The organism is Paracoccus fistulariae (genome assembly GCF_028553785.1).
GTDB lineage: Bacteria > Pseudomonadota > Alphaproteobacteria > Rhodobacterales > Rhodobacteraceae > Paracoccus > Paracoccus fistulariae.
Window position 1 is genome coordinate 2,393,466 of the sequence record NZ_CP067136.1, and the last position, 24,685, is coordinate 2,418,150.

Annotated in this window: 22 protein-coding genes; 11 read left to right on the forward strand and 11 right to left on the reverse strand. The window is 63.6% G+C overall.

Going from position 1 to position 24,685, the window contains the following annotated elements:
- Positions 1 to 289: 289 nt before the first annotated feature.
- Complete coding sequence (locus JHX87_RS11835) at positions 290 to 3,739, reverse strand: ExeM/NucH family extracellular endonuclease (protein WP_271883893.1); 3,450 nt, start codon at positions 3,737 to 3,739, stop codon at positions 290 to 292.
- A gap of 103 nt (positions 3,740 to 3,842) precedes the next feature.
- Complete coding sequence (locus tag JHX87_RS11840; RefSeq protein WP_271883894.1) at positions 3,843 to 4,955, reverse strand: ROK family transcriptional regulator; 1,113 nt, start codon at positions 4,953 to 4,955, stop codon at positions 3,843 to 3,845.
- Positions 4,956 to 5,079: 124 nt separating this feature from the next.
- Here JHX87_RS11840 and JHX87_RS11845 point away from each other — a divergent pair, with 124 nt between their 5' ends.
- The 5 genes from JHX87_RS11845 (at position 5,080) to JHX87_RS11865 (ending at position 9,136) form a co-directional block, all read left to right on the forward strand.
- Positions 5,080 to 6,108: a sugar ABC transporter substrate-binding protein gene (locus JHX87_RS11845; RefSeq protein ID WP_271883895.1), complete on the forward strand. Its 1,029-nt coding sequence runs from the start codon at positions 5,080 to 5,082 to the stop codon at positions 6,106 to 6,108.
- Positions 6,109 to 6,184: 76 nt separating this feature from the next.
- Positions 6,185 to 7,240, forward strand: a complete 1,056-nt coding sequence (locus tag JHX87_RS11850; protein WP_271883896.1) for an ABC transporter permease — start codon at positions 6,185 to 6,187, stop codon at positions 7,238 to 7,240.
- Entirely contained in the window at positions 7,237 to 8,010 is a 774-nt protein-coding gene (locus tag JHX87_RS11855) for an ATP-binding cassette domain-containing protein (protein WP_271883897.1), read from the forward strand. The genes JHX87_RS11850 and JHX87_RS11855 overlap by 4 nt, the downstream gene beginning before the upstream one ends.
- A gap of 74 nt (positions 8,011 to 8,084) precedes the next feature.
- Positions 8,085 to 8,663 carry a nucleoside/nucleotide kinase family protein gene (locus tag JHX87_RS11860; protein WP_271883898.1) on the forward strand — a complete coding sequence of 193 codons (579 nt, stop codon included), beginning with the start codon at positions 8,085 to 8,087 and terminating at the stop codon, positions 8,661 to 8,663.
- Between the two features lie 107 nt (positions 8,664 to 8,770).
- Positions 8,771 to 9,136, forward strand: a complete 366-nt coding sequence (locus tag JHX87_RS11865; RefSeq protein WP_272833682.1) for a hypothetical protein — start codon at positions 8,771 to 8,773, stop codon at positions 9,134 to 9,136.
- Positions 9,137 to 9,802: 666 nt separating this feature from the next.
- Here the strand turns inward: JHX87_RS11865 and arsC are convergent.
- The 3 genes from arsC to JHX87_RS11880 are packed head-to-tail and all read right to left on the reverse strand — an operon-like array spanning position 9,803 to position 11,663.
- Positions 9,803 to 10,192 (reverse strand): arsenate reductase (glutaredoxin), encoded by a 390-nt coding sequence (gene arsC / locus JHX87_RS11870; protein WP_271883900.1) that lies wholly within the window; start codon positions 10,190 to 10,192, stop codon positions 9,803 to 9,805.
- The gene (gene arsB, locus JHX87_RS11875; RefSeq protein ID WP_271883901.1) at positions 10,189 to 11,202 is read right to left on the reverse strand and encodes an ACR3 family arsenite efflux transporter; all 1,014 of its coding nucleotides are present in this window, start codon (positions 11,200 to 11,202) and stop codon (positions 10,189 to 10,191) included. The genes arsC and arsB overlap by 4 nt, the downstream gene beginning before the upstream one ends.
- Positions 11,199 to 11,663 (reverse strand): ArsR/SmtB family transcription factor, encoded by a 465-nt coding sequence (locus tag JHX87_RS11880; protein ID WP_271883902.1) that lies wholly within the window; start codon positions 11,661 to 11,663, stop codon positions 11,199 to 11,201. The genes arsB and JHX87_RS11880 overlap by 4 nt, the downstream gene beginning before the upstream one ends.
- A gap of 128 nt (positions 11,664 to 11,791) precedes the next feature.
- Here JHX87_RS11880 and JHX87_RS11885 point away from each other — a divergent pair, with 128 nt between their 5' ends.
- Entirely contained in the window at positions 11,792 to 12,070 is a 279-nt protein-coding gene (locus JHX87_RS11885; protein ID WP_271883903.1) for an SH3 domain-containing protein, read from the forward strand.
- Positions 12,071 to 12,125: 55 nt separating this feature from the next.
- Here the strand turns inward: JHX87_RS11885 and JHX87_RS11890 are convergent, their stop codons facing one another.
- Complete coding sequence (locus tag JHX87_RS11890) at positions 12,126 to 12,686, reverse strand: SH3 domain-containing protein (RefSeq protein WP_271883904.1); 561 nt, start codon at positions 12,684 to 12,686, stop codon at positions 12,126 to 12,128.
- Positions 12,687 to 12,872: 186 nt separating this feature from the next.
- Here JHX87_RS11890 and tsaE point away from each other — a divergent pair, with 186 nt between their 5' ends.
- Genes tsaE through trxA form a run of 5 tightly spaced genes read left to right on the forward strand, consistent with a single transcriptional unit; the run spans position 12,873 to position 21,625 of the window.
- Positions 12,873 to 14,285 carry a tRNA (adenosine(37)-N6)-threonylcarbamoyltransferase complex ATPase subunit type 1 TsaE gene (tsaE, locus tag JHX87_RS11895; RefSeq protein WP_271883905.1) on the forward strand — a complete coding sequence of 471 codons (1,413 nt, stop codon included), beginning with the start codon at positions 12,873 to 12,875 and terminating at the stop codon, positions 14,283 to 14,285.
- Positions 14,270 to 14,944 carry a nucleotidyltransferase family protein gene (locus JHX87_RS11900; protein ID WP_271883906.1) on the forward strand — a complete coding sequence of 225 codons (675 nt, stop codon included), beginning with the start codon at positions 14,270 to 14,272 and terminating at the stop codon, positions 14,942 to 14,944. The genes tsaE and JHX87_RS11900 overlap by 16 nt, the downstream gene beginning before the upstream one ends.
- The gene (gene addB, locus JHX87_RS11905) at positions 14,937 to 17,882 is read left to right on the forward strand and encodes a double-strand break repair protein AddB (RefSeq protein WP_271883907.1); all 2,946 of its coding nucleotides are present in this window, start codon (positions 14,937 to 14,939) and stop codon (positions 17,880 to 17,882) included. Before JHX87_RS11900 ends, addB begins: the two co-directional genes overlap by 8 nt.
- A complete protein-coding gene (addA, locus tag JHX87_RS11910; protein ID WP_271883908.1) occupies positions 17,875 to 21,246 on the forward strand; it encodes a double-strand break repair helicase AddA in 3,372 nt (1,123 codons plus the stop codon). The genes addB and addA overlap by 8 nt, the downstream gene beginning before the upstream one ends.
- Before the next feature lie 58 nt (positions 21,247 to 21,304).
- Positions 21,305 to 21,625 (forward strand): thioredoxin, encoded by a 321-nt coding sequence (trxA, locus tag JHX87_RS11915; protein ID WP_271883909.1) that lies wholly within the window; start codon positions 21,305 to 21,307, stop codon positions 21,623 to 21,625.
- A 117-nt stretch (positions 21,626 to 21,742) separates the two neighbouring features.
- Here the strand turns inward: trxA and JHX87_RS11920 are convergent, their stop codons facing one another.
- The 5 genes from JHX87_RS11920 to JHX87_RS11940 are packed head-to-tail and all read right to left on the reverse strand — an operon-like array spanning position 21,743 to position 24,683.
- Positions 21,743 to 22,306, reverse strand: coding sequence for a DUF4123 domain-containing protein (locus JHX87_RS11920; protein WP_271883910.1), 564 nt, complete (start codon positions 22,304 to 22,306; stop codon positions 21,743 to 21,745).
- A 22-nt stretch (positions 22,307 to 22,328) separates the two neighbouring features.
- On the reverse strand, positions 22,329 to 22,604 hold the full coding sequence (locus JHX87_RS11925; protein WP_271883911.1) for a PAAR domain-containing protein: 276 nt from the start codon (positions 22,602 to 22,604) through the stop codon (positions 22,329 to 22,331).
- A gap of 29 nt (positions 22,605 to 22,633) precedes the next feature.
- Complete coding sequence (locus JHX87_RS11930) at positions 22,634 to 23,506, reverse strand: hypothetical protein (RefSeq protein ID WP_271883912.1); 873 nt, start codon at positions 23,504 to 23,506, stop codon at positions 22,634 to 22,636.
- Complete coding sequence (locus JHX87_RS11935) at positions 23,506 to 24,321, reverse strand: DUF2515 family protein (protein ID WP_271883913.1); 816 nt, start codon at positions 24,319 to 24,321, stop codon at positions 23,506 to 23,508. The genes JHX87_RS11930 and JHX87_RS11935 overlap by 1 nt, the downstream gene beginning before the upstream one ends.
- Entirely contained in the window at positions 24,318 to 24,683 is a 366-nt protein-coding gene (locus tag JHX87_RS11940; protein ID WP_271883914.1) for a hypothetical protein, read from the reverse strand. The genes JHX87_RS11935 and JHX87_RS11940 overlap by 4 nt, the downstream gene beginning before the upstream one ends.
- Positions 24,684 to 24,685: the final 2 nt, after the last annotated feature.

The following is a 24,685-nucleotide window of genomic DNA, read 5'->3' on the forward strand; positions in this document are numbered from 1 at the left end:
CTCTGGCCTCTCAGCGATCTGGACTGCGCTGACAACCAAGTCGACCGCAGCAGCACCGGCCTGCCGGATGCCGACAGGTGCAGCAAGGCCATCGTCTGTCGCAATGACCTGTTCGATCCTGGACCCCGGTTTGGTCATCTGCTGGGTCGGCAGATCTTTTCAGCCGGATGTCCAGTGCTTCAACCGGATCGACCGATCACAGCGTCCCATGCGCCTGTGACCTGCGCAAAGGTCCGCTGCTTCGTGTCAGGTCATTATCTGAAGGCCAAGCATATCCAACGCCCCACGATCAGACGATGACATTCTGGTCCAGATCCAGCCCCACGATCAGCGGGTCGTGGTCCGAGGCGCCATAGGGCCCCGGATCATAGAAACCCGCATCGTTGAAGGCCGAGTTGTAACCCAAGAGGTCAGGCTCATCCGCGTTCACGTGCCATTCGACCGCGCCGGTGACATGATCGGCCAGCCCGTCCGAGGCAAAGCCCTGATCCAGCGTCCCGCGCTGACCGTCGAAGACGAAGCTATAGGCATCCTCCTGCCCGATGAAGCTGTCGATCAGATCGGTCAGCCCGCGCTCTCGCAAAAGCTGCACGGGATCTTCCTGCGCATAGGAGTTCATGTCGCCCAGCAGCAGGTAGTCGCTGACGCCGCCGCCGCGATAGCTTTTGGCCAGCCAGTCGGTCAGCTCGGCCGCCGCATCAGCGCGCACCGCATTCCAGAAGGCCTGCCCATCGCCCTGATCGAAATTGCCATCGCTGGTCAGCGCGTCGATATCGCCCTGGGTAAAGCCCGCCGCATCGCCGTTCTGATCCAGATAGCGCTGCGCCGCCGTTGCCAGCGAGGCAAGGCCGCTGTCGCCCTTTGATTTGAAATGCGAGGAAACAACGGTGAACTGATTGCCCGACGCATCCTCGAATGTCGCGGCGACCGAGGGGCGGTTGCGCTGGAAATCGCCCAGATAGGTCGATTGCGGCAGCGCGTCATCCAGCACCTTGGCCAGCGCGAAGGTGACGGCGGCAGAGGTTTCTTCGTAATCCAGAAACTCGCTATGGATCAGGGTCACGGCGGCGCTGTCATAGATGATCCCGGTGGTGATCGCATCGGTGCCGATGAAATCGCCGGTGCCGGTGGGGTCCACGACGGCATAGCTTGCGCCGCTGCCGCTTTCGGCGGCCCGCGCGTTCAGGTTCCGGGCGATGGCGGCCATGGCCGAACCTTCGCCCGCGCCGTTATTCTCGACCTCTTGCAGGGCAAAGACCTCGGCCCCGGTGCCGGTCATCAGCTCCATCAGCTTTTCGGTCTGGCGCGCCAGATCCTCGGGCGTTCTGGCGCCGCGCGGGCTGAGGTCACCGTTCGGGCCGGTCCCGCCCGTAAGCGTGGTGAAATAGTTCAGCACATTGACCCCAGCGACCTGCAAGCTGCCGCCGACATCTTCCGGCGCGGCGGTTCTTGCGCCGCTGTTCGTGGTCTCATCGACCGGCAGAAGGCCCGAGGGGATCACCGCGTAATCACCGAATTGATAGGTCATCACGCCCTCGACCGGCGCGGTGAATTGCGTGCCCAGCCGCAGCGTGCCGCCATCCGCCCCAAAGCTGTCGCCCGCATCCAGATAACCATTGCCGTTATCGCCTGTCGAATTGTTCGGAATGAATTCGAAGCGGTCGGGGTTCTGGGCGCTGACGCCATCTTCGATGATCAGGCGGTTCAGCGCGTTCCGGGCGGCCAGTTCCGCCACCTGATCGGCCTGGCTCTGGGCATCGTAAAGCTGGGTCGACTGATATTGCACGCCCGCACTGACGACGATTTCGCCGAAGCGATCCAGATTGAAGTTCTCGATCACCGTCAGCGGATCATCGGTGCCGCTGGTCACGGCAACGCGCATGCCTTCGACGGTTTCGTAATTATAGCCCTCGGGCGACAGGGTGACGGACGCGGCGGTGGGCAGGTCGTTACCGCTGGAGCGCACGACCATGTCGGTCACATCCACCAATTCGGTCAGGCCATTGAATTCCGTCACCTCGCCCGAAAGCTGGACCAGATCGCCCAGCGTGACCATCTGGCCGGATCCGGTAAAGACAAAGATGCCTTCCGAGGTCAGCGGGTCCAGATCCGCGTCGCCATCCTCTTCCTGCAGGTAGAAACCGTTCGAAGTGATATGCACGACAATGGCCGATACCTCGACCCGCTGGCCGATCAGGGCCGAGGCGCTGCCCGATCCCTGAATGGCCGAGATCAGGGCAGGCGTCACCTCACCGCCACCACCCCCTTCGCCGGAATTGGCGGCGCCCTTGGTTTCGGCAGCCGGATCGGCCCAGTTGCCTGCATCGTCGCGTTGCAGCGACAGGCCCGGATCGTCGCGCCCGTTTTCCATGACGCCAATATCGGTCGAGGTCATGCCATTGGCCGCGCCATTCGTCGCGGTCATGCTGCCTTCATAGCTGAGGAATTCGATCACGCTGCCATTATTCACCAATGCCAGACCGTCGGGCGCGCCGTTCTGGATGCCGTTGCTGGGCAGATCCCAGACGTAATAATCATAATCGCCATCGCTGGTCATGGTCGCATCGGCGATGCCCAGCACGTCGTAGGTGGCGCCGTTATTGCCATTATAAAGCTCGACCGACAGGCCCGAGGCATCGCCGCCCGCCGTCACCCGGATCTCGACGAATTCGCCGGTATCGCTGCCCGCGTTGTCGTAATGGAATTCGTTGATCCGCGCGGCAAAGGCCGGGGCCTCGTCCAGATCGGTGACGGTGACCGCGATATCAGCGCTGTCTGTGGCGCCCTGATCATCGGTGACGCTGACGGTCACGTCATAGATATTGTCCCCACCCGCATCTGCCGGGTTTTCGAAATCCGGGCCCTGGGCAAAGCGCAGCGCCCCGGTCTGCGCGTCGATGCGGAACAGAGCGGCATCCGCGCCGCCGGTGATGGCATAGGTCAGCGTGCCGCCATCGACATCGCTGGCCGACAGCGTGACAGGGATGGCCGTTTCGTTTTCCGCCACGCTGACGGCGGTTTCCACGGTCAGGACCGGCGCGTCATTGCTGCCGGTGATGGTGACGGTCACGGTTGCGGTATCGCTGCCGCCTTTGCCGTCGTCGACGGTATAGGTGAAGCTGTCGGTCGCTGTCTCTCCCTCGGCCAGATAGTCGAACAGGCCGCCCGGATCATAGCTGATCTGGCCGCCACTCAGCGTGACCGCCGCCCCGGCGGCCGAGGCCGACACCCCGGTGATCACCATGCGGTCGCCGTCAAATTCGCGGTCATTGGCCAAGAGTTCATCGACCGCGATTCTGGTCACGCCATTTTCGCCTGCCGCCGCCATATCGTCGCGGGCCAGCACCGCATTGTTGCGCCGGTCCAGAAACAGCGTGTAATCGTCTGCCTCGAAGCGGATCGCCTCGATGCTTTTCAACAGGTCGGTGCCTTCGTTGCTGTTCAGCGCGGTGACGATGGCACGTTTTCCACCCAGCGTGGTGATGCGATAATCCTCGACCCCACCCTGATAGACGGCCAGATCCTTGCCGCCGCCGCCGAAGATGATGTCACTGCCACCGCCACCGGTGATCGTGTCATTTCCACCCAGACCAAAGATCAGATCGCCGCGCGTGCTGCCGGTCAGGTCATTCGCCTTGCCATTGCCCCGGATCAGCGGCGTGACATGCCAGCCATGCCCCCAACCGTGACCCCAGCCCACTCCCCAACCGAACCCCTTATGGCCACCAAAACCCTTCATCGTGAATCCCCCCACTGTTGTTCAGATGCATTCTTGAACGCTCTGCGTAACGGGACGGTGACCCAAGGGGCGGGCGCTGTCCATAGCAACCATCGGTTGAGGATCAGCCCAATTGCCCGTCCGGCTGGAAGAAATGCGACAAGGGCAATGCGGCGGCCCCCAGAATTCGGGCCTGCCGACCCATGCTGCCCTCGATCACGCGGGGGCGGTCGATGCCTGCGGCGGGGATGGTGTCGATGGCCCGCCGTGTTTCCCGCACCAGACGCGCGCGGGCGGCGGCCGGGATCGCGCCATCGATCACGATCAGCGGCAGATCGACCAGTGACACCGCGGACAGCGCGACGAAGGCCAGCGCGCGGCCTGCGTCGCGGGCCCAGTCCGCCTCGATCTGTTCGGGGACGTCCCAGCCCGCATCGTCCGGCGGCAGCGCGCGGCCCAGACGACGCTCCAGATCCGAGACAGAGGCGATGTCCACCAGCTGCCGCCCCTCGGCAATGGGCATCGATCCAAGTGCGCCTGCGTTTCGCTGCGGACCAAAGCGCAGCTTTCCGTCCAGCACCACGCCGCCGCCCGCGAAATGCGCGATATAGAGATACAGGAAATCCGGCGGCAGATTGCTGCCGCCAAAAACCAGCTCTGCCCCGCAGGCCGTGGTCGCGTCATTTTCCAGAAAGACCGGAAAGGGCAGGTTCTGTGCCAGCTCGGCGCGCAGGTCGCGGCCATGCCATTCGGCCATTTCATCGCCCCAGTCCCACAGCCGGAACGGCGCGGCGATTCCCAGACCGGCGATCCGGCCACGATTCCGTGCGGCAAGGCCGGTCTGAAAGGTCGCGATGCCGTGGCGGGCAAAGGCCAGCATGCGGTCCGGCTGTGGAAAGGGATATACCTCCTGCCGGTGGATTTTTACCTGTCCGGCAAAATCGACCAGCGCCAGTTCTGCCAGCCTGCGCCCCAGCTTCAGACCAACGAACAGGGCGCCATCGGCAGACAGCGACAGCGGGGTGGAGGGCTGTCCGACCCGCCCCCGGACGACCTTTTCAGTGGCCAGAAAATTATTTGATATCAGCTTTCTGGTCAGATTCGTGATGGCCTGTGCCGACAGTCCCGTGGCCTGCGCAAGTGCAGCGCGCGCCATTGGTCCGCGACGGCGGATCAGCGACAGGATAAGCCGCTCGTTCCGGCTGAGATCAAAAGGATCACTGGCATCTTGCGGCATGGTTTCCGTCCTCCGATCATCTATTAATCAAGCAAATTGATTTATTGACAAGTGAAAACTTCTGATGCTTTTTTGAAGGCAATGCGGGGACAGGGATCCCGTGTACAGTGGAGGAGAGAGAAGAATGAAGATGACATCCGTATTGCGCCTGTCGCTGGCCGCCTCGGCACTGGCCATGAGCGCGGGGCTGGCCCAGGCGCAAGAGCCGGTCAAGGCCTGCCTGATCACCAAGACCGATATCAACCCGTTCTTCGTCAAGATGAAGGAGGGCGCGACAGCCAAGGCGGAAGAGCTTGGCGTCGAACTGATGACCTTCGCGGGCAAGATCGACGGCGATCACGAAACCCAGCAGCAGGCGATGGAAAGCTGCATCGCCGCCGGGGTCAAGGGCATCCTGATCACCGCATCCGATACCAAGGCCATCGTGGAAAGCGTCAAGCAGGCGCAGGATGCGGGCGTTCTGGTGATCGCGCTGGATACGCCGCTGGATCCCATTGACGCCGCCGACGCCACCTTTGCCACCGACAATTTCGAGGCCGGCCGTCTGATCGGCGCATGGGCCGCAGGCAAGCTGGGCGATGCCGCGGCGGATGCGCGGATCGCCTTTCTGGACCTGTCGCAAAGCGCGCCCTCGGTCGACGTGCTGCGCGATCAGGGCTTCATGGAGGGCTTTGGCATCGACGTGAAGGACCGGGCCCGGATCGGGGATGAGGATGACGCGCGCATCGTCGGCCACGAGGTGACCTCGGGCAATGAAGAGGGTGGCCGTCAGGCGATGGAAGCCCTGATGCAGATCGATCCGAATATCAACGTCGTCTACACGATCAACGAACCTGCCGCTGCCGGGGCCTATGAGGCGCTGCGGTCCTTTGGCAAGGAAGAGGATGTGATGATCGTGTCAATCGATGGCGGCTGCCCCGGCGTGCAGAACGTCAGCGAGGGCGTGATCGGCGCGACGTCGCAGCAATATCCGCTGAAAATGGCGTCGATGGGGATCGAGGCGATTGCCGCCTATGCCGCCGATGGCACCAAGCCCGAAGCCAGCGAAGGTCTGGATTTCACCGATACGGGGGTCAATCTGGTCACGGATGACGCGGTCGACGGCGTGCCCTCGATCAGCGTGGCAGATGGCACCGATCAGTGCTGGGGCTGATCGCGCCCTGCTGAGCAATTGATCCGATGGTGGCGTCCGCGCCACCGTCTTCACCCATTTCAAAAGGCAGAGGTCCATGTCGGATACCCCTGACCCCGTGGTCGAGCGAAACTCGTCCGAGACGGTCGCATCCTTTCAGCATAATGATCGCGGATTGCTGCATAAGGTGCAGCATTTCCTGCACCGTTATCCCACCATGGTGCCGGTCATCGTGCTGGTCCTGTCGCTGATCGCCTTCGGGCTGATCGCCCCGAATTTCTTTTCGGCCTTCAACCTGTCGCTGATCATGCAGCAGGTGGCGGTGGTCGGCACGCTGGCTGCGGCGCAATCGCTGGTCGTTCTGACGGCAGGGATCGACCTGTCGGTCGGGGCCGTGATGGTGATGATTTCGGTCATCATGGGCCGCTTGTCGATCGATTTCGGCGTGCCGGTGCCCATCGCCATCCTGCTGGGGCTGGGCTGCGGCATGCTGACCGGCTGGCTGAACGGCTTTCTGGTGACGCGGCTGAAGCTACCGCCCTTCATCACCACGCTGGGCACCTGGAATATCTTCCTGGCGTTGAATTATTACCTGTCAGGCCGCGAAACCATCCGCAGTCAGACCCTGGATTCCGAGGCGCCCTTGCTGAAGCTCTTCGGTGAAAGGTTCAACCTGGGCGGGGCGGTGCTGACCTGGGGGGTGGTGCTGATGCTGCTGGTCTTTGGCGTCTTGTGGTATGCGCTGAACAAGACTGCCTGGGGCCGACGCGTCTATGCCGTGGGCGATGACCCGGAGGCGGCGGCGCTGGCCGGGATCCAGACCAACCGCGTGCTGATGTCGGTCTATATGGTGGCAGGGTTCATCTGTGCGCTTGCGGCCTGGTCCTCGATCGGGCGGGTCGGATCCGTAAGCCCGACCTCATTCTTCGAATCCAACCTTGAATCGATTACGGCCGTTGTGATCGGCGGGATTTCCCTCTTCGGGGGGCGCGGCTCGATCATGGGGCCGCTGATCGGGGCGCTGATCGTCGGTGTCTTCAATTCCGGCCTGCGGCTGGCGGGGGTGGATGTGCTGTGGCAGCTGTTCGCGACCGGCTGGCTGATCATCGTCGCCGTTGCCGTGGACCAATGGATCAGAAAGATTTCGTCATGACCGAACCGCTTTTGACAGCCCGTAATCTGGTCAAGCGCTATGGCCGCGTGACCGCGCTGGATCATGCAGATTTCGATCTGTATCCCGGCGAAATCCTGGCCGTGATCGGCGATAACGGCGCCGGGAAGTCCAGCCTGATCAAGGCGCTGTCCGGCGCCGTTCAGCCCGACGAAGGAGAGATCCGATTGGAGGGAAAGCCGGTCAGCTTCGCCAGCCCGCTGGAAGCCCGGCAATCCGGGATCGAGACCGTCTATCAGACCCTGGCCCTGTCGCCCGCCCTGTCCATCGCGGATAACATGTTCATGGGCCGCGAATTGCGCAAGGAAGGCATCATGGGCCGCTGGTTCGGGATGCTGGACAAGGCGCGGATGGATGATTTTGCGCGCGAGAAGCTGACCGAGCTTGGCCTGATGACGATCCAGAATATCGGCCAGCCGGTCGAGACCCTGTCCGGCGGGCAGCGCCAAGGGGTCGCCGTGGCCCGCGCGGCCGCCTTTGGCAGCCGGGTGATCATTCTGGACGAGCCGACCGCCGCGCTGGGCGTCAAGGAAAGCCGTCGTGTGCTGGATCTGATCCTTGATGTGAAATCGCGCGGGATTCCGATTGTCCTGATCAGCCACAACATGCCGCATGTCTTCGAAGTGGCGGACAGGGTCCATATCCATCGTCTGGGCAAGCGTCTGGCAGTGATCGACCCGAAAGAGCACAGCATGTCGGATGCGGTGGCCTATATGACCGGGGCCAAACTGCCCGACGGTGTCGCGGCATGAGCGGAGAGGGGGGGCGCTGCCCCCCGTCCTTCGGACTCCCCCCGGGATATTTTGACACAAAAGAGGGGCAGGATTTGCTGGCCCGGGTCGCGGGGTTGCGGGGCGACCGGCTTTTGATTGCCGTGGCAGGCGCGCCGGGGTCGGGGAAGTCGACATTGGCCGAGGCACTGGTTGGTCAGTTGCGCGACGCCGTGCTGGTGCCGATGGATGGGTTTCATCTGGATGACAGCGTGCTGGATGCGCGTGGTTTGCGTCAACGCAAGGGTGCGGTGGAGACCTTTGATGCAGAGGGTTTCGCGGTCATGGTCGAGCGTCTGGCCCGGCCCGGGCGCGAGGTGATCTACCCGCTGTTCGATCGCAGCCGCGAGTTGGCAGTGGCGGGGGCTGGTGTGGTGGGGTCTGACCAGCGGATCGTGGTGTTCGAGGGGAATTATCTCCTGCTGGATCGGGCGCCCTGGAACCGGCTGCGCTATGATCTGACGCTGTTTCTGGATGTTCCAGAGGATGAGTTGGAGCGGCGTTTGCGCGGGCGCTGGCGGGGTCTCGGGAAAGGTGATGCGGCTGTGGCGGCGCATCTGGCAAATGATCTGGAGAATGCGCGGGTTGTCGGGGAGGGCTCGCGACAGGCGGATGTGGTGCTGAGAAATTCGTGATATGGCAGGCGCCCGGGGCGGGTGCCTTTTTTCGGTATAATTTTCTGACCCGCTCCAAGGCCTGTTGATACCATGGTGAATTGATGATGGCGGCTACGAGATGGATAGTGGCTTTGCAGGTCCGCGTGGCGATACGCTTGAACTCTTTGAGCTCGCAAAAGAAGTTTTCGATCAAATGCCGCCATTCGTACATTTCGGGCCTCGCGCGGAACGGGCTTGCTTCGGCGTGGATGCTGCGAGATGACAATTTTTGCACCGCGCTCATTGAGCTCCGCACCGATGTGGTTGCCATCGAAAGACTTGTCAACAAGCTGTGCGCCGAATTCAATCCCATTGATGAGCGGGGCTACGCGAGCTGTGTCGAAGCGGCGGCCGGGCATCAGGTGGATGCGGTCGAGGTTTCCCGCGCAACGGTCAGGGCCAGCAGCCTGGTTGTCATACCGCATTTGGAGTGGCCTGTGGTCTGGCTCTAAGACACTCTTTTGCGCTTGGCTATGCCGGTGAACCTTGATGATCGTGGCATTAACCATGGCATATTCCATGCCCGGCTCATCCGAGAAAGCATCGAAAATCCGCTCGAAGACGTCAGTTTTGTGCCAGTCGCTGGACCGGCGTAACGGCGTGCTCCGGTTGTCGAACATGGCAGGCAGATCGCGCCGCGGACTGCTGGTCCGGGCAATCCACGGCACCGCCTCCATGAACAGCCGGTTGTTGCACCCGCTGTGTTCATAGCCCGCCGACCTGCCCAAACAATGCTGTCCATCTTCTCCTGGTGGGCGTCGGTCAGTACGAAGCGTTTTATGAAAACCTCAGATCATAGTTTGATGAATGACGATATTGTGGCAGAAAATATTGATCCAAAGGATTTCAGTGGCTTGAGAATGCCATCAGGAAACGAGACCGTTGTTAGGCCCGGGCAGAGCGGTGATCTTGCCCTATGGCTTGCAGGTCTTTTCCGTGTCAGGCAAAGACCGCACGGCGAGCGCCGCCGTATTGCAACGTCGAGATGTCGTTTGGCGGGACCGCTTCCGGGGCCTTTGTCTTCGAAGAAAACGAAAGCCGACTTCCCTGAAGATCCTCCGCGATGACGTCATTCGCCGTGAAAATTGGGGAGAAGCGGATCATTTGTCAGGGGAGGATCATGCCTCTTTCGTCAAAGGGCCGGGCGGCAGGCGGTCGAGCAGATCAAGAACCGTCTCGGACGGGCGACAGAGGCGTACGCCCTTTGGGGTGCAGACGATGGGGCGGTTGACAAGGATCGGATGGGCCAGCATCGCGTCGAGGATCTGATCTTCGCCCACGCCATCGGCGGTCAGGCCCAGCTCTTCGGCGGGCGTGCGCGAGATGCGCAAAGCCTCATGCGGGGTCAGGTTTGCGGCGGCGAACAGCGCCCGAAGCTGCGGGCGGGTCCAGCCCTCTGACAGATACTCGATCACGACCGGCGCATAGCCCGCCGCCTTGACAATCGCCAGCACATTGCGCGAGGTGCCGCAGTCGGGATTGTGATGGATGACGACGGGAAAACTCATGCCGGAAACCTTTCTCGGGTGCGGTTGGCAAAGAAGACCAGCGACAGCATGACCGGGACCTCGACCAGAACCCCGACAACCGTGGCCAGAGCCGCGCCGGAGTTGAGGCCGAAAAGACCGATGGCCACAGCCACAGCCAGTTCGAAGAAATTCGACGTCCCGATCAGCGCGCAGGGCGCCGCCACCTTATGCGGCAGCCGCCAGGCCCAGGCCCAGGCATAGCCAAGCGCGAAGATGCCGTAGGATTGGATGATGATCGGGACCGCAATCAGGGCAATCAGCAGCGGTTGCGCCAGAATCACCTGCCCCTGAAATCCAAAGAGCAGCACGACGGTCAGCAGCAGGCCCAGGACCGAGGCAGGCTTGATCCGTGCGGTGAAACCCTCGACCGACTGTCCACGCGCCAGCAGCGCCCGGCGCGTCAACGCGCCTGCGGTCAGCGGAATGACGATGTAAAGGATCACCGACAGGATCAGCGTCTCCCACGGGACAGAGATTTCGGTCACGCCCAGAAGGAAGGCGACGATGGGGGCGAAGGCCAGGATCATGATAAGGTCGTTCACCGACACCTGCACCAGCGTATAGTTCGGGTCGCCCTTCGTCAGTTGCGACCAGACAAAGACCATGGCCGTGCAGGGCGCCGCGCCCAGCAGGATCAGCCCCGCGATATATTCCGACGCTTTCGTCGGCTCGATGATTCCGGCATAGAGTTGGTTGAAGAACAGCACCCCAAGGGCGGCCATGGTAAAGGGTTTGATCAGCCAATTCACGACCAGCGTGATGATCAGCCCCTTCGGGCGCCTGCCAACATCCTTCAACGATCCGAAATCGATTGCGATCATCATCGGATAGACCATCGCCCAGATCAGCACGGCGACGACAAGGTTGACGGATGCGTATTCCAGCCCGGCCAGCGCCTCGAACAGGCCCGGCACCAGATTGCCCAGCGCCACGCCCGCCAGAATGCAGAGCGCGACCCAGAGGGTCAGCCAGCGTTCGAAAAGGCTCATGCGGTTCTCTCTCTGTCCGGGGCGCAGCAGACGCCCGAGGGTGACGGCGCAAGGATTGCGATAAACTCGGCCAGGGGCTGCAGGGCAGCAGGGCTCAGTGCATAGCAGATACGCGGCCCGTCGATCTCGCCCGCGATCACGCCGGCGGCCTTCAGGATGCGCAGATGTTCGGACACAGTCGACTGGGCCAGGCCGACCGCCTCGACGATGTCTCCGCCGATACATCCCGGCGTGTTGAGCAACAGCCGCAGGATGCGCAACCGGGCCGGATGGGCCAGCGCCTTGGCCAGTTCGGCAAGATGGTTGTCATCGTCCATGCGAAGCTCTCGCTCATAAATCGTTAATCGTCGATAAACGAAATGATGTGGCCGTGCAACCCGCAAGAGGCGAATGCGGGCGTGATTTTTCCAGAGATTCCTGTGGCGCCCGATCCGGCAGAGCGGGCAGGCCCGGTCGGTCATGCGTTTTCCGCCCGCCGAACAACCCGACACCCGCCCAGCCCGGACCTTCAACCCGGTATCCCGTCAGCTGGCCGCTGTTATTTCGCGCCTTGGTGTCGTAGTGATGGCAAAACGATGTGGGTCAAATCATGCGAACGCTTCTTTCTGCTCTTGTTACAATCGTGTTGGTCGCCGGATGTGCCGTGGGTTCGGGTGCCGTGGTCAAGGGGGTCGGGTCGGACGATCTTCTGAAGCTTCGTGAAGGTCCGGGCCTTGAGCACAGGATCATCATTGGATTGCCCGACGGAACACCGCTCATCCGCCAGAATTGCCTCACCAATAGCGGCAAGCTGTGGTGCAAAGTCGCGCTGGCCGACCGGCCCAGCGTCTCGGGCTACGTATCCGCCGATTATCTGGCGCTTCGCTGACAGGCGCATCGGTCGGGGCGCCCCCGGACCGGTCCGCCGCCGGGGAATGGCCTGCCTATTCGTGAGGCAGCGTATTTGTCACCGAGCAGCAGCCGTTCAGGATGCGTGGCCGGGGACCGCCCGGCGACTGGTCGGTGATCAGGTTCGCGGCCAGACCGTAAAGGTAATCCGACATCCCGTCCGAACATTGCACCGGCGTCACCATCAGCGTGATATCGTCGGACAGAATGGCGCGGGTCGGCGTGCGATAGCGGCCCGCCACGACATGTTTGATAGCCTGCGTCTTGACCACCTCGCCCTCGGCCAGGTTCACCAGCCGCAGCTGCTGTTTCGACAGATCGACCGTGGCGTGCCAGAAAGGTTCGGTTCCGAAGCAGCGCAGCAGTTTCGGCGTGCCGTTATCGCGCCAGGGATTCGACGGGGCAGAGAGAAAGCGCATCGCGACCCAGCCGGTGCGCTCATGCACATTGATCCGGCCCCAGCCGCCCTGCGCCTCGATCACCTCGACATTGCGGGCAGCGGCATCCAGGGTGCCGATGACCTCGCCTTTCATCGCAGGCTCGGCGCGGATGTTCAGAACGCCGCCCTCTGCGACGCCGTCAACGTGGTAAAGCATGGGGAAAATCGGGTCTTCCGTTGCCAAGGCAGTCTGACCGAAAGATGCAACAACAAGAACTGTGGCGAAAAAAAGCCGGAACATGGTCCCTCCTGTACTCTTGGACCTGCCCCAACCTAGCGCGGATTGCCGCAATTGGCATCACTTCCTGTTTTCACGGCGATTTTCAGCCGCTAGAACACCGCCATGACAGTGCACCTGATTGCCGATGAAACCCTGACCGCCGTGCTGGCCCGGATGCTGGCGGCATTGGCCGGACCCGGTCAGACGATCCTGTTGGACGGGCCGGTTGGCGCGGGCAAGACGCATCTGGCGCGGGCCTTTATCCGCGCGCGTCAGGGCGATCTGGCCGAGGATGTGCCAAGCCCGACCTTTACGCTGGTCCAGACCTATGACGATCCCTTGGGGACCGAGATCTGGCATGCCGATCTGTATCGCCTGACCGATCCGTCGGAGCTGGACGAGCTTGGGCTGGATGAGGCGATGGACAGCGCCATCAGCCTGATCGAATGGCCCGACCGGATGGAAGCGCTGCCCGAGCATGCGCTGACCATCCTGATCCAGCCGCATGACGATCCCGATCTGCGGCATATCACCCTGACCGGCTGGCCCGATCTGCCACGTCTGGTGCAGCGGGCGCAATTCATCGCCGCCTCGGATCGGGCCGAGGCACGGGTGCTGCCGCTGGCGGGCGATGCCTCGGCCCGGCGCTATTTCCGGCTGATCGGGCCGCAGGGCAATGCGGTGCTGATGGATGATCCCTCGGGCGACAATGCACGCTTCGTGGCAATGACGCGCTGGCTGCGCGGCCATGATTTCGGCGCGCCCGAGCTGCTGGCCGAGGACCCGCAGAACGGCTTTCTGCTGGTGCAGGATCTGGGCGATGATCTGGTGGCCCGCGTGCTGGCCCGCAACCCCGAGGCCGCGCCCGCGATATATACCCGCATCACCGATTTTCTGGTCGCGCTGCATCGCCATCCGGTGCCCGATTTCGTCCAGCCACTGGATGGTCCGACCATGGCCGAACAGGTCGGGATGTTTGCCGAATGGTATCCGGGCGCGGTGGGCGCGCCCCCGCAGGACGCCGCGCAGGTCGCTCCGCTGATCGCCGAACTGCATGCGCGGCTGGCCGCGGATCTGCCGCCGGTGCTGGCGCTGCGCGATTTCCATGCCGAGAACCTGATCTGGCGGGGCGAGGCGCCCTTGGGCCTGATCGACTATCAGGACGCGGTGGCGGCGCATCCGGCCTATGATCTGGTCTCGGCCCTGCAGGATGCGCGCCGCGACGCGGACCCCGCAATCGAAGCGGCCTGCATCGCCCGCTATCTGGCGGAAACCGGGCTGGATCCGGACCGTTTCCACGCCGCCTATGCGCTTCTGGGCGCGCAGCGGAACCTGCGCATCATCGGCATCTTCACCCGGCTGTGCCTGCGCGATGGCAAGCCGCGCTATCTGGACTTCATGCCGCGCGTCTGGCGCTATATCCAGCGCAATCTGGACCATCCCGACCTTGCCCCGCTGGCGCAGGTGATCGGCACCCTGCCCGCCCCTGACGCGACGATCATCGAAAGGATCCGAAGCCAATGTCCAAACCGCTGATGATCTTTGCCGCCGGTCTGGGCACGCGCATGCGCCCGCTGACCGACCTGACCCCAAAGCCGCTGATCGAGGTCGCAGGCGAAACCCTGCTGGACCGCGCGCTGACGCTGGGCCGTCAGGCGGGCGCGCAGCCGATAGTCGTGAACACGCATTATCTGGGCGCACAGGTGCGCGCGCATCTGGCCGGTCAGGACATCGCCATCAGCGATGAGGCGGGCGCGTTGCTGGATACCGGCGGCGGGCTGCGCAACGCGCTGCCCCTGCTGGGCGAAGGTCCGGTGATGACCCTGAACCCCGATGTCGTCTGGACGGGCGCGAACCCGCTGCAGGAACTGCTGGAAGCCTGGGACGGGGATCGCATGGATGCGCTTCTGGCGGTGGTTTCGCTGGGCCGTGCGACGGCACGCAAAGGGGGCGGCGATTTCAGCATCGACGGTGAAGGACGCATCAGTCGGCAGGGCGATTTCGTCTATGCCGGGGCGCAGATCATCCGTCCCGAACTGCTGTCGACGATCCCCGAGACCGTCTTTTCCCTGAACCGGCTGTGGGATCTGCTGATCGCGCAGGGCCGCTGTCACGCCATGGTCCATCAGGGCGGCTGGTGCGATGTCGGCAGCCCCGACACCATCCCCCTGGCCGAGACCTTGCTGAATGGATAAGCCGTTTCACGGGCTTTACGCCTTGCCTCCGGGCGTGGATTTTGCCCGTGAATTCGCGAGCGGCTTTCTGCAGCGTATGCAGGGCCAGCCGCCCGAAGCGATCGCCCGCGTCACCATCTATGCCAATGCCTCGCGCACGCTGACCGAGCTGAAGGCAGCCTTTGACGAACAGGGTCCGATGCTGCTGCCGCAGATGCGTCCGGTGACCAATCTGGACCTGCCCGAGATGCGCGGCACCGCGTTGGCCGCACCGCTGGCCCGGCGGCTGCGTCTGGCGCGGCTGGTGGCGCACCTGCTGCAGACGCGCCCCGATCTGGCAGCGGGGCATTCGGTGCCCATGCTGGCGCGATCCCTGACGGCGCTGATGACAGAAATGCAGACCGAGGGCCGCGATCTGGCCGCGCTGGAGGCCATCGATACCGGCGATCACGCCCGGCATTGGGAAAATGCGCTGGCCTTTCTGCGCATCGCGGCGGGCTATCATCTTGAGGCGCCGATGGTCGATCGCGCCGCCCGCCAGCGCGCCGCCGCACAGCAGTACCTGGATGACTGGGCACGCGGCCTGAACCTGCCCGATGGGCCTGTCATCGTCGCGGGCTCGACCGGGTCGCACGGGGCGACGCGGATGTTCATGCAGGCTGTGACCTCATTGCCGAATGGCGCCGTGGTGCTGCCCGGCTTCGATTTCCACCAGCCGCAGGATGTCTGGGACCGGCTGGACGAACGCGCGGACGATCACCCGCAGGCGCGTTTCGCGCCGCTGATCCGGGCCTCGGGCTATCCGTCGCGCTGGACCGATACCGCGCCGGCCTCGGATGCGCGCAATGCGCTTCTGTCGCTGGCGCTGCGCCCAGCGCCGGTCACGGATCAGTGGATCGCCGATGGCCCGAACCTGCCCGATCTGATCGCCCCGACCCAGAACGTGACCCTGATCGAGGCCGACCAGCCGGGGCAAGAGGCCGAGGCCGTCGCCCTGCTGATGCGCGACGCGGCCGAACGGCAGGAGCGCGCCACCCTGATCACCGCCGATGGCAATCTGACCCGCCGCGTGACCGCCGCGCTGGACCGCTGGCACCTGCGGCCCGATGAAAGCGCAGGCCAACCGCTGTCGCTGTCCGCGCCAGGTCTGTTCCTGCGTCAGGTGGCGGCGCTGTTCGGGCAGGCGCTGACTATCGACCGGCTGCTGATCCTGCTGAAACACCCCGTCGCGATGAGCGGATCGGCCACGCTGCCCGCGAATGAGGCCCGGCGCCTGACCCGCGATCTGGAATTGCGCCTGCGCAAGCGCGGCCCGGCCTTTCCCGACGGCGCGGCGCTGCGCGACTGGGCCGACAAGGGCGATGCCTTGCACAAGGAATGGGCAGACTGGCTGGCCGCCATGCTGGACCGGATCAAGCTGATCGAGGGCGACCACGCGCTGCGCCCCCTGTCCGACCGGCTGGGCGATCTGCGTGATCTGGCGCAAGGGCTGGCGGCAGGGCCGGGCGGGGATGCCGATGCCTCTCGCCTGTGGCAATCGCGGGCCGGTCAACTTGCCCGCGCGGCGATGGATCATCTGGCCAGCCATGCCGCCGAAGGCCCCGAGATGGGGCCGGGCGATTTCAGCGCCCTGCTGCTGGACGAATTTCAGCAACACATGGTCCGGACCGAGGGCGAGGCCCATCCCCTGCTGCATATTCGCGGCCCGCGAGAGGCGCGGATCATCGGCAGCGGCACGGTGATTCTGGCCGGGCTGAACGAAGGCGGCTGGCCCCGCGCGCTGGAGCCTGACCCCTGGCTGTCGCGGCAGATGCGGCTGGATGCCGGGCTGACCGTGCCGGAACGCCAGATCGGACTGTCCGCGCATGACTTTCAGCAGGCCATCGGCCTGCCCCGCGTTTTCCTGACCCGCGCCCGCCGCGATGCCGAGGCGGAAACCATCCCCTCGCGCTGGCTGAACAGGCTGATGAACCTGATGAACGGCCTGCCTCAGCGCAACGGACCCCAGGCGCTGGCCGCCATGCGCGGGCGCGGCGATGACTGGCTGGCGATGGCACAGGCGCTGGCGCAGCCGACCGAGGCATTGCCAGCCGCGCCGCGCCCCTCACCCATTCCGCCGGGACCGCCCTTCCGCGAGTTGCCCGTCACCGATGTGTCGCTGCTGATCCGCGATCCCTATGCCGTCTATGCCAAGCGCGTGCTGGGCCTGCGCCCGCTGAACCCGCTGCGCCCCGAGCCCGATGCCGCCCTGCGTGGCCAGACCCTGCATGCGATTGTCGAGGAACTGCTGACCTCAAAGCCCGACCCCGACAGCAGCCCGGACGATCTGAAGGCCGCATTCCTGCGCGTCACCGCCAAGGTGCTGCAGGCAGAGGTCCCCTGGCCCGCCGCCCGCACGTTTTGGCAGGCCCGGATGGAAAAGATCGCCGATCAGATCGTGACCGATGAACTGGCGCGCATGCAGCAAGGCGAACCGGTCGTAGTCGAACGGCGTGGCCGGGTCCATATCCGCGATCTGGATTTCACCCTGACCGCCAAGCCCGACCGTATCGATCAGCTGCGTGACGGGCAGGTGATGATCTATGACTACAAATCCGGCGCCCCGCCCAGCGATGCCCAGATCAGCCATTTCGACAAGCAACTGGTGCTGGAGGCCGCGATGGCCCGGCAGGGCGGCTTTGACGCGCTTGGCCCTGCGGATGTGGCAGGCATCCGCTATATCCAGCTGGGCGGAGAGGGGAAGACCCATCCGCGCGATTACTCGGCCCAGATGGAACAGGACAACTGGCAGGGGTTTCTGCGCCTGATCGCATCCTATCTGACCGGCGGCGCGGGCTTTACCGCCAAGCGCGCGCCGGAAAAGACCGCCTATGCGGGCGATTACGATCACCTGTCGCGCTATGGCGAATGGTCGCTGTCCGATCCGGCAAGGCCGGAAAAGGTCGGGCGCGATGGATGAGGCGACCCGCAATCAGGTGCAGGCCGCCGATCCGCAGCGCTCGACCTGGCTGACGGCCAATGCGGGCTCGGGCAAGACGCGGGTGCTGACCGACCGGGTGGCGCGCCTGCTGCTGGCGGGCACCGCGCCCGAACGCATCCTGTGCCTGACCTATACCAAGGCCGCCGCGACCGAGATGCAGAACCGCCTGCTGGGCCGTCTGGGCACATGGGCCATGCTGCCCGAGGATCGCCTGCGGCAGGAATTGCACGATCTGGGTGAGCGCGGATCGGTCGATCTGCCCGAGGCCCGTCGCCTGTTCGCCCGCGCCATCGAAGCGCCGGGCGGGCTGAAGGTGCAGACCATCCACAGCTTTTGCGCCGCGCTGCTGCGCCGCTTTCCGCTGGAAGCCGGGGTGCCGCTGGGCTTTACCGAACTGGATGACCGATCCGCCCGCGTGCTGCGTGCCGAGGTGGTCGAAGAGATGGCCGAAGCCGGTGATCCGGCGATGAGCGATCTGACCCTGCTGCAGACGGGCGACAATCTGGACAGCTTTCTGGCCGCCCTGTCCGAGGCGGATTTCACCGATCCCCCCGATCCCGTCGCGATCTGGCAAATGCTGGACCTGCCTGCCGGCCTGACCGCCGATCAGCTTCTGGCGCAGGTCTTTGCCGGCAGCGAAGGCGACCTGATGGGCGCGCTGATCCCGCGGCTGCAGGGCGGCAAGGCCAGCGATCAGAAGCTGGCGCAGAAGCTGTCCGAGGGGAACTGGCGCGATCCGGGCATGGCCGATCTGATGCTGCTCTGCGGTGCCCTGCTGACCGGAGCCAAGACGAAAGACCCTTTCACCGCCAAGATCGGCAGCCTGCCGACCAAGGATCTGCGCACTGGCGCCTGTGCCGGTCTGATGCCGGATCTTGAGGATCTGATGCTGCGCGTTCAGGAGGCGCGGCCCCTGGCGCTGGCCCTGGACCTGGCCCGGAAAACGCTGGCGCTGCATCGCTTTGGCCATGCCTTCACGCAACGGGTGGCCGCGCGCAAGGCGGCGCATGGCTGGCTGGATTTCGACGATCTGATCCGGCGCAGCGCCCGGCTGTTGCAGGAATCAAGCATGGCGCAATGGGTGCTGTGGCGACTGGATGGCGGGATCGACCATATCCTTGTCGATGAGGCGCAGGATACCAGCCCCGAACAATGGCAGGTGATCCGCAGCCTGACCGAGGAATTCACCAGCGGCGCGGGCGCGCAGGACCGGACGCGGACGCTGTTCGTGGTGGGCGATCCGAAACAGTCGATATATTCCTTTCAGGGCGCGGATATCGCCGTCTTCGAAGAGATGCGCGACCGCTTTGACCGCGACTTTCAGGCGGTCCAGCAGCCGATGCAGCAACGCGGGCTGGCGCATTCCTTCCGCTCTTCCCCCGCGATTCTGTCGCTGGTGGATGCGGTCTTTGAGGGGCCCGCCGCGCAGGGCCTTGGCGACCCGCCGCGCCATATCGGCTTTCGCGCCGATCTGCCGGGTCGCGTCGATATCTGGCCACCCCTACCCAAGCCCGAGGCGGCCGAGCGCCCCGACTGGACCCGACCGGTGGATGCGCCCGCCGAAAATGCCGCCGAAACCGAACTGGCCCGCGCCATCGCGCGGCAGATCCGGGCGATGCTGGGCACACCTATCCGCGATGTGAAAACCGGGCAGGCGCGCGGCATCGGTCCGGGCGATATCCAGATCCTCGTGCAGCGGCGCGGCGATCTGTTCAATGACCTGATCCGGGAATTGAAGGCCGCCGATCTGCCGGTCGCAGGCGCAGACCGGCTGAAACTGGCCGCCGAACTGGCGGTGCGCGATATCGTGGCGCTGCTGTCGGTGATTGCCACACCGGAAGACGATTTGTCGCTGGCGGCGGCGCTGCGGTCGCCCCTGCTAGGGCTGAGCGAAAATGATCTGTATCGGCTGGCGGCCAACCGGCCCGAGAAATTCCTGTGGCGGATGCTGTCCCAGTCGGGGCACGCCCACGCGCATGCGATCTTCAGCGATCTCTTCAGCCAGGCCGATTATCTGCGCCCCTATGACCTGATTTCGCGCATCCTGATCCGTCACGGCGGGCGGCAGTCCCTGCTGGCCCGGCTTGGTCCCGAGGCCGAGGACGGGATCGAGGAATTGCTGTCGCAGGCGCTGGCCTATGAGGCGGTGGAAACGCCCTCGCTGACCGGCTTTCTGGTCTGGCTGGCCAGCGATGACGTGCAGGTCAAGCGGCAGCTTCCCGGCGGTGCGGGCGGGCTGATCCGGGTGATGACCGTGCATGGATCCAAGGGGCTGGAAAGCCCGGTGGTGATCCTGCCCGAAACCCAGAAACGCCGCGCCGACAGCCGTGGCCGCACCGTGCGCCTGCTGGATCGCCCGGTCTGGAAGGGCGCATCCGGCGCCCGCCCGCCCAGCGTGGAAGAGGCCGTCGCCGATCACGACCAGCGGCAAGAGGAAGAGCGTCGCAGGCTGCTTTACGTCGCCATGACCCGCGCCGAAAGCTGGCTGATCGTGGCCGCCGCAGGCGATACGGGCGAAGGGATGGACAGCTGGCACGCGATGATCGCCGAGGGCGCGAGCCGCGCGGGCCTGACCCGAAGCGAGGTCGAGATTGACGGCATCGGCACGGCGCTGCGGCTTGGCTTCGGCGACTGGCCCGATCAGGCCGGGCCGGAGGCCGCGCCCGATAACGCCCCTGTGCAGCTGCCCGACTGGGCGCGGCGACATCCACCGACGCCGCCGCCCTCCCGCCTGCCCGTGGCGGCAACCTCGCTTGGCGGGGCAAAGGTACTGGGCGCGCCCACCGCCGACGCCGATCCCGCCGCCGCCATGCTGCGGGGCACCCGATTGCATCTGCTGCTGGAACATCTGCCGGGGCAACCGCCCGAAACATGGCGCGACCTGGCGATTTCGTCCCTTGCCGGGGGCGAAGGCGGGCTGCCCGATGACGACGAACTAAGCGGCCTTCTGGCCGAGGCCCGCGCCGTGATCGATGCCCCCGATCTGGCCGCGATCATGGATCCCGGCCCGGACGCGACCGTCCTGAAAGAGGTCGCGCTGACCGCGCCCCTGCCCGGCATCGGCATCCTGCATGGCACCATCGACCGGCTGATCGTGACAGCGGACCGCATAAGGGCCATCGACTACAAGTCGAACAGCCAGGTTCCAGCCACTGCGGACCGGGTGCCGCTGGGCATCCTTCGCCAGATGGCCGCCTATCGTCAGGCGCTGCGCATGATCTGGCCGGATCGCGTGATCGAGATTTCCGTTCTCTGGACCGCCAGTCAGACGATCATGATCATCCCCGATCCGCTGCTGAATGAGGTCATGGCCACTCTTGACCGTACCGGCCCCGCTTCATAGCTGTAGGGCAAGCAACTTTCGCCGCATCGTCGGCACCCGCCTTTGCAAGGAGCAACCCATGGCAACCGTTCACGTCAATGACAGCGAATTCGATACCGAGGTCCGCAAGGCCGACACCCCGGTCATCGTCGATTTCTGGGCCGAATGGTGCGGCCCCTGCAAGCAGATCGGCCCCTCGCTGGAAGAGCTGTCGGACGAATATGCCGGCAAGGTGAAGATCGTGAAGGTGAATGTGGACGAAAACCCGGAACAGGCCGCTGCCCTTGGCGTGCGCGGCATCCCGGCACTGTTCATGTTCAAGGATGGCGAAGTCGTCTCGAACCGCATGGGCGCCGCACCCAAGGCCGCGCTGAAAAGCTGGATCGACGAAACGATCTGATCCCGGTCAGAACGAACCGAAAAAGCCGCCCGCTGCATGCGAGGCGGCTTTTTACTGCCGCTGATCCAAAGATCAGTCACGCATTGCCACCCGATTAAGACAGCGAGATCCGCAGTATCAACCGCCGTCCTGAGAACACAGATCTTCCCGCCGTGTCAGCAACGCACCATCCTCATTCATGCTGTATCTGACAGCCTGCATCGCGTCGTTCGGGGTCTCGATCAGATAGGCGTCGATGCCCTTCATGAAGCGCTGCAGATCCGCGCCCTCCAGCAAGGGCATGAAAGTCGCAAGATGGCGCGGACGGTAGAATTTGAAGAAATTCTTCTCACCCGATTCAAGCTCGACCATCAGGAATTTCTTCAGATGCGTCTTCAGTTTCGCCATTGGCAGGCGGGATTGGATCAGCACCCCCCAATTCTTGCCCCAGCCTTCCTCGGCAAACCAATCGAACATATCGCCATAGCGTGACGGCGCTGCCAGCCATGGCGCGACCTCACCCGCATTTTCGCCCAATTCTCCGCCGAAAAGACAAGTTGCAGGGTCGGGGAAGGCATCCAGATAGACATGGATCTCGGGGCTGCTGGACGCATCCAGAAGCAGGTAAAGCTGCGCGTCTTCCGGAAGGTCGAAGGCGATCGCGCCCAGGTTTTCGGCAAGATCATCTGTAGGTTTCAGCAAAATCACATCCCGCCCTTCAGCGCTACTCTATCGTCACGCCGGATTTGCCGGTCGTTATCCTGCCGCCATGCGACGTACTATCACCAATGCGCATGACCTGCTGGCCATTGATCCTGACGCGCGACGCGCCGCTGGCCAGGCCGTCCGACCTGGAGGAATCGCACAGACATGACCCGCCCTGGACGGCAAAGGGAATCCCGTTCAGCTTGACATGTGACTGCCCGGCCTGAACGACCGGGCCGCCGCGATGTCGGGGGCAGCTATGCATATCGCCAAGCGTGGCTATGGGTTTTGACATCTTGGCATCTCCCTGGATCCTTCAATGAATCACTTTACAAACTTACCGTTCCAGTCGTCGGGCCGCCAGTCCGGGTCATCAAACCAGATCGAGACCGGGATTTCCCTGTCGGGATGGCCCGTCACCTCGATCCGGCGCGCATCGCGCAACTCGCGCAGTTCATCGCGGACGGGATCATCGGCACGAAATGTAACGCGCATCAGGAAGCGATCGGGCGCCTCATCCGGCAAGGGTTGGCTCAGCGCGGCAGGTGGCATGAAAGATCCCGGGGAAGAGGAATCGTAGTGTCGCACTTCGGCATAGGCCAGCACCTCCGGACTGTCGCAGGGTCGCCAGTAGCCGACCCGTGTCCATTTGGTCCCCGACTTCACCCGCAGAAAGTCCGCCGCCGTGATCCCGTCGGTGACCGAGAAGCCCTGCGGCCCTGCAGGAACGCGCTTCCAGCCTGCGCCGTCAAAACGTCCGATCAACTCCGTAACCATTGCCTGCATGTCGTCCCATGACATCGGCTCAAGGGGGAAGATCGCTTCGATGTCATCCAGGATCGGTCCAACATGACCGAATCTGAACTGTCGGCCCGCCGGAAGCGTGACCGGGCAATCCACCGCTGCATAAGTCAGGACAATTCCGCCGGGGTCGTCGACATAGCGATCATCGGCACGCGCGGTCAGATAATAGGGAAAATCGTCCGGATCTTCATAACGACGAATATTCGCCTCTTCTTTCTGAAGATCGTTTTCGCGAAGAAATTGCGTATATTGCTGCAGAACTCGCGCGCTGATCTCGATAACAGGGCGCTGTGGCGAGGCTTTCGAGGCGGCGCGCATGGTCAATAGGCTCCAGGAAAAAAGAAGGGGGATCGACATAACCGCAGCGATGATCAGAGGGACACGACGCATCATCACAAACCTTCGACGACCATCATGCGGTCCATCAGACGCCGGTAATATCTGACGCGATCTTGCGGATTGCTGATATCCAGATCACCAAGTGGCACTATCTGGTCCGGATCGCGCGTACATTGATAGGCGACGGCGATACTGCTTTGATCGTCATAGCCCAAGGCCCTCAGCGGGGGGAAGCCCGCTGCGAACTCCTCGGCAGCGGCGATGCCTTCAAAAACCTCAGGATAACGTTCGTATACCGGCTGCACGATCTCGGTTTGCTCGTACAAGGCGATCATATCGGCCGCACCCCGCAAATCGCCCTTCTGAAGCAATTCCAGTCCAGCCATGATGTCGTCACTGACCTCGACCTCGCCACGCGCCACACATTCCTTCAGTCGTGCGTAGCCGCAGTCACTCATAAACTTGTTGGCCGGATAGATGCTGGAAAAGATGGTGATATTGGCGTCGCCCAGTGCTTCAAGCGCGTCAGCCGGGTCGACGAACAATCTTCCACCAGTCTGAGCGTCCAGATCCTGTGTGCGCTGCATCGCGCAGCCACCCTGAACAGACACGTAACCCGCCAGTCTGATCCACCAATTATCGGGGGCATCTTTCCCCAGCTGCTGATAAGCTGCCGTAATAGCCTCGTTCCTACGTATTTCGCCGGGTATGAAATCGGTATTCATCGGATGTCCGCGAGCACGGCTAAGACCAGTCATCCGCGCGATCCGGTCGACCTCTGAACTGGCCCGCGCCATAGCCTCGGCGCAATTCCCCGGGCAGGCCTGGACCGGATCGTCGGGGGCCAAGGTCGTACTAAGATCGTTCATGCCACCCTGTCCCCTTCCTTACCTACCGAATGCACGGTCACGAACCGAGCGCGGATATGTCGGCATTTTTCTTCGTTGGTCAGAAGGGGTCGGTTCAGTATCGCGTGAAAGCCAGGATCGCGTTGTATGGCCGTGCCGTTCAGGTACTGCGCTTCGATCAGATCGAACAGATGTTGCTCGGCCTTGAAGCCCAGTGACTGGGCATAGCTGCGCGCTTCTGTCACGGATGCTGTCAGGTCAGTGCAGTCGGGGTCGTTGTCATTGCCATGGATTTCGCGCAACCGCCTGGCAACGCGGGCATCGAAAGCAGCAAGCCGCGCAACTCTGTCGCCATCAATCTGCGCTTCACTCAGCCTTATCATCC